Genomic DNA, 10,133 nt, shown 5'->3' with positions numbered 1-10,133 from the left:
ACGCCGTTTCCACAGATCGCCCGCTCGACCTCGATCGCCACCGGTTCGTGCGTGGCATCGTCCACGATCACCAGGCACTTGATCACCCGGCCGTCGGCCGTCCGGTCGAACACGAAGTCCATCGACCAGACCTCGTTGGCCCGGGTCGGTCGCAGCAACGGCTGTCGCTCACCCACCAGTACCTTCTTGCGCTTGCGACGGCGCACCTGCAGCCGCTCTTGCCGATACAGCCGCTCGACACGCTTGTAGTTCACGAACTGTCCCTCCTGGCGAAGCTTGAGGTGGATCATTCCGACGCCGTAGCGCTTGTGTCGCTGCGCCAGGGCCAGGATGCTCGCTCGGACCTCCACGTTCCTGTCCGGACGCGGTGCATAACGCAGCGCGCTGGCGCTCATCCGCACCACCGCCAGCGCCCGGCGCTCGCTCAAACCCTTGCTCACCATGTAACGCACCTGCTCCCGACGGGCCGGTGCGCTCACCACTTTTTTCGCAGGACGTCCTTGATCACCTCGTTCTCGAGCACCTGCTCGGCCAGCAGCTTCTTCAGCCGGGTGTTCTCCGTCTCGAGCTCCTTCAGGCGCTTGGCGTCGGGCACGCTCATGCCGCCGAACTTGCTGCGCCACAGGTAGTAGGAGGCCTCGCTGAAGCCGTGCTTGCGGCATAGCTCCTTGACCGGCAGCCCCGCCTCGGCCTCACGCAGGAAGCCGATGATCTGCTCTTCGGAAAAGCGCTTCTTCACGTCCAATCTCCTTGCTCTGGGGGATTGGACTCCAAATCGACGCGCTACTCAAAACCGGGGGGACGTCGGGGGGACGTCGGCCCCAGTGGTGTCCCGTGGCTGCGGGGCTGAACCGCTGGGCGCGGCCGACGGTCTGGCTGCATTCCTTGCGGATGGGAAGGGGGCCAGACCTGTGGGCACGGCTCCAGGTTGGGGTGCTTACATCGGGGGGTAGGATGCAGTGCAACCTGTGCGGCTGCAGGGATTTTGTCGATATGAACGGCAGGAAGGCGATTCGGTGCCGTGACTGCAGTTCTCTCGAGAGAACGCGCCTGTTATGGATGTACTTTCTTGAGATTTCCTTGCCCGCGGGAGCGAGAATCCTGCACGTCGCGCCCGAGAAAGGAATACATGACGCGGTGTCGAGAATTCACTGTGTCGATCGGTATACGTGTGCCGACATCGACCCGGGGAGGTACGCGTTCGCGAAGTGCGAGAAGATTGATCTGTGTGATCTCGATCACTGGCCGTCGTCGCATCTCGATCTAATCATGCACTGCCACGTCCTCGAGCATGTGCCATGCACGTTGGCTTACCCGCTCTACCATCTGCATCGGATGATGAAGCCTTCAGGACGCCACCTCTGTGTCATCCCGTTCACCTCCGGGAAGTACGACGAGTCGTTTCAAGAGATAAGTGTCGAGGAAAGGGTCCGGAGGTTCGGCCAGTTTGACCACGTTCGTAGGTTCGGGAACCAGGATATCGGAAGTCATCTCGGCAAACTCCTGCGCCTGCCGGAAGTTTTCGACGCCACATACAACTTTCCCGAGGAACGTCTGCGGGAGGCGAACATTCCCGAGCCGCATTGGCGTGGATTCCACATCAGCACCGTCCTCAACCTTGGCCGCGACGACATGCTTCTGCTTCGCGGAGCCTGAGCCCTGCTGCAGCGCTCGTCGAACGTTTCATACAGCTGACGTCCCGGCGTCTTCGGTCGATGCGCCGCTGCGATTCATCAGTGGGGCGCGCGGTTACGCCACCGGACGAGGGTCAGCTTGGCCCCGTCCGGGGAGACGGGGGGCCAAGTGCCAGGCTAGTGCTTCCTGTGACGAGGCGAACCATTCCCAACGCCGTTTTTGGGTGAGGATGCGTAGTTGGAAGCGAAGGGACGCGTACGCGTTGCAGCACCGAGAGCGTCCGTCTTCAATCGCGTGACGCTGCGTCCCCAGTGCGCTCAGATCAGCCGTTCAGTCAGAGTCCCGACAGCGCCTCTTCTTCCAAATGCAGTCCGCACTCGCGCTTCAGCCCGAAGAAGCGTGTCTGCTCCTCGGTGATGTCCGCGCTCAGTGGGTGGGTGGTATGCACGTCGCCGATGGAAACGTAGCCTTTGTCCCACAACGGGTGGTACGGCAGGCCGTGCCTGGCCAGGTACTGGCCCACGTCGCGATCGCTCCAGTCGGCGATCGGATGCAGCTTCCAGCGCCCGTCCTTGCGCTCGAGGAAGTCGATGTTGGCGCGGGTGCGGCTCTGGCTGCGGCGCAGGCCGGCGATCCAGGTGCCCACGCCCAATTCGTCGAGGGCACGCTGCATCGGTTCGACCTTGCGCAGGCGGTTGTAGCGGGTGATGCCGTCGACGCCTTCCTCCCAGATCCGGCCCATGCGCGCTTCCATCCAGGCGACGCCGATCTGCGGGCGGTAGACCTTGAGGTTGAGCGAGAGCCGGTCGGTCATCTCGTCGATGAAACGGTAGGTCTCGGGGAACAGGTAGCCGGTGTCGATCACCACCACCGGCAGGTCCGCGCGCTGCTGCGTGGCCATGTGCAGCGACACCGCGGCCTGCGCGCCGAAGCTCGAGGACAGCATATGTTCGCCGGGCAGGGTGTGCAGCGCCCACTCTAGGCGTTCTTCGGCGCGGCGGCCGGCCAGCCAGCGGTTGAGTTCGGTGCGCGCCGTGGCCGATTCGAGGGCGGCGGCGGGGGTGGGCAGGTTCATGCGATGTCCTCGACCAGGGCGCTTTCGATACGAATGCCGCGCCTGCGGTCTTTCTCGGGAATGTCGACGATGCCCGCGCGCAGCAGGAAGTCGCCGAAGCCTTCGTCGCGGCCGCGGTCGGCGGCGTAGCGGGCGAACAGCGGTTCCAGTTCGGCCAGGATGTCGGCCTCGGGGATGTTCTCGCGGTACAGGGTGTTCAGCCGCTGGCCGCGATGGTCGGCGCCGAGCATCAGGTTGTAGCGGCCGGGCGCCTTGCCGACCAGCGCGATCTCGCCCAGGTAGGGGCGCGAGCAGCCGTTGGGGCAGCCGGAGATACGCAGCAGGATCGGCGCATCGGCCAGGCCGTGTTTTTCGAGCAGCGGCTGCAGCGCTGCGCTGAAATCGGGCAGGTAGCGCTCGGCCTCGGCCATCGCCAGGCCGCAGGTCGGCAGCGCGACGCAGGCCATCGCGGCGCGGGCGAGCGCGGTGGGCGAACGGTTGCCGGCATCGAGCCCGTGCGATCGCACCAGCGCGTCGATCCGGTCGCGTTCGCCGGCGGGCACGCCGGCGATCAGCAGGTTCTGGTTGCCGGTCATGCGGAACTCGCCGCGATGGACGTTGGCGATCCGGCGCAGGCCGGTGAGGTGGGGCGCGCCGGGACGGTCGGCGATGCGTCCGGACGGCAGCGCCAGGGTGAGGTGCCAGTGGCCGTCCTCGCCCTCGACCCAGCCGTAGCGGTCGCCGTTGTGTTCGAACGGGGCCGAACGCGGCGCTTCGAACGTCGCGCCGGCGCGGCGCTCGATCTCGGCCTTGATCACGTCCAGGCCGTGGTCGTCGATGGTGTACTTGAAGCGGGCGCGCTTGCGCACCGCGCGGTTGCCGAGGTCGCGCTGGGTGGTGACGACGGCGGTCGCGACCTGCAACAGCGCCTCGCGCGGGATGAAGCCGATGTTGTTGGCCAGGCGCGGGTAGGTGTCCGTGTCGCCATGGGTCGCACCCATGCCGCCGCCGATGGTCACGTCGTAGCCTGCGATTTCGCCGGCCTCGTCGAGCACGCCGATGAAGCCCAGGTCGTTGGCGTAGACGTCGACGTCGTTCACCGGCGGCAGTGCGAAGCCGATCTTGAACTTGCGCGGCAGGTACCTGTCGCCGTAGACCGGTTCTTCCTCGCCGCCGCTGCCGGCCACGCGCTCCTCGTCCAGCCAGATCTCGTAGTAGGCGCGGGTATTGGGCAGCAGGTGCTCGGAGGTGCGCGCGGCATCGGCGTACAGCCCGGCATGCGCGCGAGACAGCAGCGGATTGGCGGCGACCTGCACGTTGCGGTTGACGTCGCCGCAGGCGGCGAGGGTGTCGATCAGCGCGGCGTTGATCGCCTGCATCGTCGCCTTCAGCTCGCGCTTGATCACACCGTGGAACTGGAATGCCTGGCGGGTGGTGACGCGCAGCGAGTGATTGGCGAAACGGATGGCGATGGAGTCGAGCTTGAGCCACTGTTCAGGCGACACCACGCCGCCCGGCGTGCGGGTGCGGATCATGAACTGGTAGGCGGGTTCGAGCTTCTGGCGGCGGCGTTCGTCGCGGATGTCGCGGTCGTCCTGCTGGTAGCTGCCGTGGTACTTGATCAGCGTCTGGTCGTCCTCGCGCAGCGCGCCGGTCAGCGGATCGGCGAGGCTCTCTAGCAGCGAACCGCGCAGGCGGTGGCTCTCGGCCTTGATGTCTTCGACGGAATGGGTGCTCATGGTGCTCGTGATTCGTGATTCGTGATTCGGAAGAACGGGTTGTCTGATTGTTTCGAGGGATAACCTGATCCGCCTTTGCGAATCACCAATCACCAATCACGGCTCTCACTCAGTAGACGTCGCGGGCATAGCGGCCTTCCCGCTGCAGGGCGGACAGGTATTCGGCCGCCGCGTCGATGTCACCACCGTTGTGCGCGGCGACGATGTCGAGCAGCGCGGCATGCACGTCCTTGCCCATCGCGATCGCGCCGCACACGTACAGGTGCGCGCCGGCCTGCAACCAGTCGTAGACCTCGCGGCCGCGCTCGCGCAGGCGGTGCTGGACGTAGACCTTGTCGGCCTGGTCGCGCGAGAAGGCGAGGTCGAGCCGGTGCAGTTCCCCACGCCGCAGCGCTTCCTGCCATTCGACCTGGTAGAGGAAGCCGGTGTTGAAATGCTGGGCGCCGAAGAACAGCCAGTTGCGGCCGCTGGCGTCGGTTTCCGCGCGTTCCTGCACGAAGCCGCGGAACGGCGCCACGCCGGTGCCGGGGCCGATCATCAGGATGTCGCGCGTGCCGTCGGCCGGCACCCGGAAGCGCTCGTTGGGCTCGATGTAGACCGGCACCTGGCCGCCCTCCTCCAGGCCGGCAAGAAAGCCGCTGGCGGCGCCGACGTGGGCATGGCCGTGCGCCTGGTAGCCGATGATGTCGACCGTGAGATGCGCCTCTTCGCCCACGCGCTTGCGGCTGGAGGCGATCGAGTACAGGCGCTGGGCCTGCGGGCGCAGCGCGGCGAGCAGGGCATCGGGCTCCCAGCCGGCGGGCCAGCGGCGCAGCACGTCGACCAACTGGTGGTCGGCCAGCAGCGCGGCGAACCCGGCATTGCCCGGTTCGAGCAGGCCGCGTAGCTCGTCCGCGTCGGCACGCTCGGCCAGGGTGGCGAGCAGCGGGCGCGACAACCGGGTCAGTTCGCGGTGCGTGGCCAGCCATTCGGCCAGCGGTAGGGTGTCGCTGCCGATGGTAGCGATGGCATCGCCGTCGAGCTTCGTGGCCTCCAGCACGGCGGCGACCAGCGGCTCGGGATTGCGATGGCGGATGCCGAGCGCATCGCCCGGCTCGTACGACAGGCCGGAGCCGTCCAGCGAAAGTTCGATGTGGCGCACGTCCTTGTCGATGGCGCCGTAGCGCCGGAATCCGGTGCCCTTGAACTCGCGGCCGCTGAGGGTCTGGCTGGCCAGCACCTCGGCCGGGAATGGACGCTCGTGCGACCAGGCCGTGGCCGGGCGCAGCGGCGTGACCGTGGCCAAGTGCGCAGCGCCCACGGGCGTGGCGGCCTTGAGCTGTTCGCGCGCCTGCGCCAGCGCCGCTTCGCCCCAGGGATCGGCGACGGTGTCGATGTCGAGGTCCGCCAGACCGATGTCGGCCACGCGCTGCCCACCGAGTTCGGCCAGGCGTGCGTCGATGCGGCGTGCGATGCCGCAGAAGTCGGCGTAGCTGGTGTCGCCCAGGCCGAGCACGGCGAACTTCAGTTCCGGCAGCTTCGGCGCGCGCCGGCCTGTGAGGAACTCGACGAAGCCGATGGCGTCGTCCGGCGGATCGCCTTCGCCCTGGGTGCTGATGACCACGTAGAGCAGGCGTTCGCCGGCGAGTTCGCGGGTGGGGTAGGCATCGGCCCGGATCAGGCGCGCAGGCAGGCCTGCCGCCTGCACCTTCGCCAGCAGCGTCTCGGCGGCGCGGCGGGCGTTGCCGGTCTGGCTGCCATAGAGGATGGTCAGGCGCCCGGCCGGCGCTGCGTCGGTGCGTGCAACCGGGATCGCGGGCATTTCCGCACCGCTGCGGCTGGCCAGACCTGCCGCATATCCGGACAGCCACCACAACCCGGCCGGCTCCAGCCCCTGGGTGAGGCGGACCAGCGCATCCGCCGTCTCCTGCGGAAACGGCAGCGCGGGCAATGCGGCGGGAGCGGACATCCTCCGGCGATCCTTGGTGGCGGGGTCGCAGCCAAGGCTAGGCAAGCACGCCGTGCGCGGGAAAGGAGGGTCGGTTATGCAGTCATGCCCTGCGGTGATTTACCGGCCGGGGAGGGGGGCTGGCTACAATCGCCGCCACCATGACGGTTCCCTCGCCCTCCATCGCCCCCGCCGACGCCGACCTCGACCGCCTCGAGGCCGAGAGCCTGCACATCCTGCGCGAGGTCGCGGCCGAGTGCCGCAACCCCGTGCTGCTGTATTCGATCGGCAAGGACAGTTCGGTGCTGCTGCACCTGCTGCTCAAGGCCTTCGCCCCGGCGCCGCCGCCGATCCCGCTGCTGCACGTCGACACGACCTGGAAGTTCCACGAGATGATCGCCTTCCGCGACCGGCGAGTGGCCGAGACCGGGGTGGAACTGCGCGTCCACATCAACGCCGAGGGCGTGCGCGACGGCATCGGTCCGCTCAGCCACGGCGCCAGCGTGCACACCGAGGTGATGAAGACCCAGGCGCTGAAGCAGGCGCTGGAGGCCGGCGGCTACGATGCCGCGATCGGCGGTGCGCGTCGCGACGAGGAGAAGTCGCGCGCCAAGGAGCGGGTGTTCTCGTTCCGCGATGCGCAGCACCGGTGGGATCCGCGCCGGCAGCGCCCCGAGCTGTGGAACCTGTACAACGCCCGCGTCGGCGAGGGCGAGAGCGTGCGCGTGTTCCCGCTGTCGAACTGGACCGAACTGGACGTCTGGCGCTACGTCCGCCGCGAGAACATCGACGTGGTGCCGTTGTACTTCGCCGCCGAGCGGCCGGTGGTGCGCCGCGACGGCACCTGGATCATGGTCGACGACGAGCGCTTCGTGCTGCGCGATGGCGAGCGCGTCGAATCGCGCCGGGTGCGCTTCCGCACCCTGGGCTGCTATCCGCTGACCGGCGCGGTGGAATCGGACGCTGCGGACCTCGACGCGGTGATCGCCGAGATGGAGACCAGCGCGCAGTCCGAGCGTGCCGGCCGACTGATCGACCATGCCGATGGCGATTCGATGGAGAAGAAGAAGCGGGAAGGGTATTTCTGATGAAGCCGGGAATGGAGATGCGGGGTGGCCAGCTTGCGGCTGTGGTGAAGCGGACGGGATCCGCAAACGCGCAACGGCCCGCGAAGGCGGGCAGCGTTCGGGATGACAGCTCGAGCTCCACGAAGCTGGCCAGGGCTCAACCGGCCGGGGCCCAGCCATGAGTCGTCCAGCCATGCGCGTGGATCCGGAGAGCGCGCGTCCCGCCGTGTCCGAATCGCCGATCACCAATCACCAATCACCAATTACCGGTTCCGAGTCAGGGTTCCTTTGTCTCATCGCCTGCGGCAGCGTCGACGACGGCAAGAGCACGCTCATCGGCCGCCTGCTGCACGAGGCCGGACGCGTGCCGGACGACGAGCGCACCGCCCTCGCGCGTGCCAGTGCCACCCACGGCACGCGCGGCGGCGAGATCGATTACGCGCTCCTGCTCGACGGACTCGACGCCGAGCGCGAACAGGGCATTACCATCGACGTGGCCTGGCGCCACCTGCAGACCGCGCGCCGCCGCTTCCTCATCGCCGACTGCCCCGGCCACGTGCAGTACACGCGCAACATGGCGACCGGTGCGTCGGTCGCCGACCTCGCGATCGTGCTGGTCGATGCCACCAGGGGGCTGCTGCCGCAGACCTTCCGCCACGTCGCGATCCTGTCGCTGTTCGGCGTGCGCCACGTGCTGCTCGCGGTCAACAAGATGGACCGGGTGGATTACGACCAGGCCGTGTTCGACGCGATCGCCACGCGCTTCCGCGCGCATGCGCAGAAGCTCGGGGTGCCGGACGTGGTCGCGATCCCCGTGGCGGCGGCGGTGGGCGACAACGTCACCGTGCGCTCGCAGGCGATCGGCTGGTACCCCGGTCCGAGCGTGCTCGAGCATCTGCAGGACGTCGTCATCGAAGCGTCCGATGCATCGCTGCCGCTACGGCTACCCGTGCAGTCGGTGCTGCGCGACGGCGAGGGCGGCCGCTGGCTGGCCGGCACGGTCGCGGCCGGCGTGCTGCGCGTCGGTGATGCGGTGCGCGTCGAGCCGGCGGGCGCGGCGAGCCGCGTTGCCGCGCTGGCCGTGTCCGGTACGACGACGGCATCGGCGCACGCGGGCCAGGCGGTCTCGGTGCAGCTGGCCGACGAGGTCGACGCCGGTCGAGGCCACGTGCTCGCTGCGGCCGATGCGCCGGTGGCGCACAGCGACCAGGTCGTGGCCGACGTGCTGTGGTTCGACGAATCGCCGCTGCTGCCCGGGCGGCGTTACCAGCTCAAGATCGGCACGCGCACCGTGGGCGCGCGGATCAGCGAACTCAAGTCGCGGCACGATCCCGAAAGCCTGCAGCCGCTGGCGGCCAAGCGCCTGGAATTCAACGAGATCGGCGAGCTGGTGCTGTCGCTCGACGCGGTGGTTGCCTTCGCGCCCTACGCCGAGAGCGCCGCGCTCGGCGGCTTCATCCTGGTCGATCCGCTGACGCGGGCGACGGTCGGTGCCGGCATGATCCGCCACGGCCTGCGCCGCGCCGACAACATCCACTGGCAGGCGCTCGACGTCGACCGCAAGCTGCGCGCCGCCCTCAAGGGACAGCAGCCGCGCTGCGTCTGGTTCACCGGCCTGTCGGGCGCGGGCAAGTCGACCATCGCCAACCTGGTCGAGCGCGGCCTGCTAGCGCGCGGCCTGCATACCTACCTGCTCGACGGCGACAACGTCCGCCACGGCCTCAACCGCGACCTGGGCTTCACCGACGAGGACCGGGTCGAGAACCTGCGCCGGGTCGCGGAAGTGGCGAAGCTGATGACCGATGCCGGCCTGATCGTGCTGGTCAGTTTCATCTCGCCGTTCCGCGCCGAGCGCCGCGCGGCGCGATCGCTGTTCGACGAAGGCGAGTTCCTCGAGGTCTTCGTCGACACGCCGCTGGCGGACGCCGAGCGACGCGACGTGAAGGGCCTGTACGCCAAGGCGCGCCGCGGCGAGCTGCCCAACTTCACCGGCATCGATTCGCCGTACGAACCACCGGAACACGCCGAACTGGTGCTCGACACGCAGGCGGCGAGCGCCGAGGCGTTGGCGGAACAGGTGATCGCGCGGTTGCTCGACTGACCGCAGCGACGCGGAAGGCCGCCTATGCGACCCATCCGCCGACCGTAGGAGCGCCTTCAGGCGCGATCGCCCGCCGCCGTGGAAATCCGCCGGTCGTCCGAGCCCCCGGCTGTGCCAGTCCACGTCCCGCAGCCCCGTGGCCCAAGCATCGTCTCGAACGGCGGTCGCGCCTGAAGGCGCTCCTACGGGGCCGGGTGGTTCAGCGGCGCTTGCGCAGTGCGCCGACGATGACCAGCAGGACGATGGCGCCGAGTGTCGAGGCGATGAAGCCCGCAGCCTGTCCTTGGCCGTACCAGCCGACCATGCGGCCGACCCATCCCGCGAACAGCGCGCCGGCGATGCCCAGCACGATGGTCAGGATGATGCCCATCCGGTCGCGGCCCGGCTTGAGCAGCCGCGCCACGATGCCGACCACCAGGCCGATCAGGATGATGTAGAGCCAGTTGCTGCTGCCGAACAGTTCCATGCGTGCCCCCGGGCGGAAATGATGCGGTAGAGCTTGGCAGGGCCCCGGCCGCGATGCCAGCCCCACCCGGTTCCCCGGTGGGCGCGATCGACACGCAGGCACGGGCGCTGCGGTCGGGGCGACGTCCATGGCGAATCCGCAACA

Annotated in this window: 7 protein-coding genes and 1 pseudogene; 3 read left to right on the top strand and 5 right to left on the bottom strand. The window is 68.4% G+C overall.

Features of this window, described 5'->3' with window-relative positions; all coding sequences use genetic code 11:
- Positions 1-739 (bottom strand): annotated as a pseudogene (locus JMO03_RS05750) (IS3 family transposase); the annotation flags it as partial.
- 215 nt (positions 740-954) lie between these two features.
- Here JMO03_RS05750 and JMO03_RS05745 point away from each other — a divergent pair.
- On the top strand, positions 955-1,656 hold the full coding sequence (locus JMO03_RS05745) for a class I SAM-dependent methyltransferase (RefSeq protein ID WP_202841279.1): 702 nt from the start codon (positions 955-957) through the stop codon (positions 1,654-1,656).
- Positions 1,657-1,969: 313 nt separating this feature from the next.
- On the opposite strand, the gene JMO03_RS05740 is transcribed toward JMO03_RS05745, so the two are convergent.
- From JMO03_RS05740 to JMO03_RS05730, 3 genes are all read right to left on the bottom strand, one after another.
- Positions 1,970-2,710: a phosphoadenylyl-sulfate reductase gene (locus JMO03_RS05740; protein ID WP_202841277.1), complete on the bottom strand. Its 741-nt coding sequence runs from the start codon at positions 2,708-2,710 to the stop codon at positions 1,970-1,972.
- Positions 2,707-4,440: an assimilatory sulfite reductase (NADPH) hemoprotein subunit gene (gene cysI, locus JMO03_RS05735; RefSeq protein WP_202841307.1), complete on the bottom strand. Its 1,734-nt coding sequence runs from the start codon at positions 4,438-4,440 to the stop codon at positions 2,707-2,709. The genes JMO03_RS05740 and cysI overlap by 4 nt, the downstream gene beginning before the upstream one ends.
- A gap of 97 nt (positions 4,441-4,537) precedes the next feature.
- Positions 4,538-6,376, bottom strand: a complete 1,839-nt coding sequence (locus JMO03_RS05730) for an assimilatory sulfite reductase (NADPH) flavoprotein subunit (RefSeq protein ID WP_202841275.1) — start codon at positions 6,374-6,376, stop codon at positions 4,538-4,540.
- Positions 6,377-6,516: 140 nt separating this feature from the next.
- On the opposite strand from JMO03_RS05730, the gene cysD reads away from it, so the two are divergent.
- Positions 6,517-7,443, top strand: a complete 927-nt coding sequence (cysD, locus tag JMO03_RS05725) for a sulfate adenylyltransferase subunit CysD (RefSeq protein WP_202841273.1) — start codon at positions 6,517-6,519, stop codon at positions 7,441-7,443.
- Between the two features lie 205 nt (positions 7,444-7,648).
- Positions 7,649-9,523: an adenylyl-sulfate kinase gene (gene cysC / locus JMO03_RS05720; protein ID WP_425491790.1), complete on the top strand. Its 1,875-nt coding sequence runs from the start codon at positions 7,649-7,651 to the stop codon at positions 9,521-9,523.
- Positions 9,524-9,722: 199 nt separating this feature from the next.
- On the opposite strand, the gene JMO03_RS05715 is transcribed toward cysC, so the two are convergent.
- On the bottom strand, positions 9,723-9,989 hold the full coding sequence (locus tag JMO03_RS05715) for a GlsB/YeaQ/YmgE family stress response membrane protein (protein WP_149103706.1): 267 nt from the start codon (positions 9,987-9,989) through the stop codon (positions 9,723-9,725).
- Positions 9,990-10,133: the final 144 nt, after the last annotated feature.

It is taken from the genome of Luteimonas saliphila, assembly GCF_016774335.1.
GTDB lineage: Bacteria > Pseudomonadota > Gammaproteobacteria > Xanthomonadales > Xanthomonadaceae > Luteimonas > Luteimonas saliphila.
The sequence above is the reverse complement of the archived record's forward strand: the minus strand, read 5'-3'. Positions and strand labels throughout refer to the sequence as shown.

What these genes read in the sequence shown, in the direction of transcription:
- JMO03_RS05745 (WP_202841279.1), top strand. Translation starts at nt 955, where the DNA reads ATGCAGTGCAACCTGTGCGGCTGCAGGGATTTTGTCGATATGAACGGC.
- JMO03_RS05740 (WP_202841277.1), bottom strand. Translation starts at nt 2,710, where the DNA reads ATGAACCTGCCCACCCCCGCCGCCGCCCTCGAATCGGCCACGGCGCGC.
- JMO03_RS05730 (WP_202841275.1), bottom strand. Translation starts at nt 6,376, where the DNA reads ATGTCCGCTCCCGCCGCATTGCCCGCGCTGCCGTTTCCGCAGGAGACG.
- cysD (WP_202841273.1), top strand. Translation starts at nt 6,517, where the DNA reads ATGACGGTTCCCTCGCCCTCCATCGCCCCCGCCGACGCCGACCTCGAC.
- JMO03_RS05715 (WP_149103706.1), bottom strand. Translation starts at nt 9,989, where the DNA reads ATGGAACTGTTCGGCAGCAGCAACTGGCTCTACATCATCCTGATCGGC.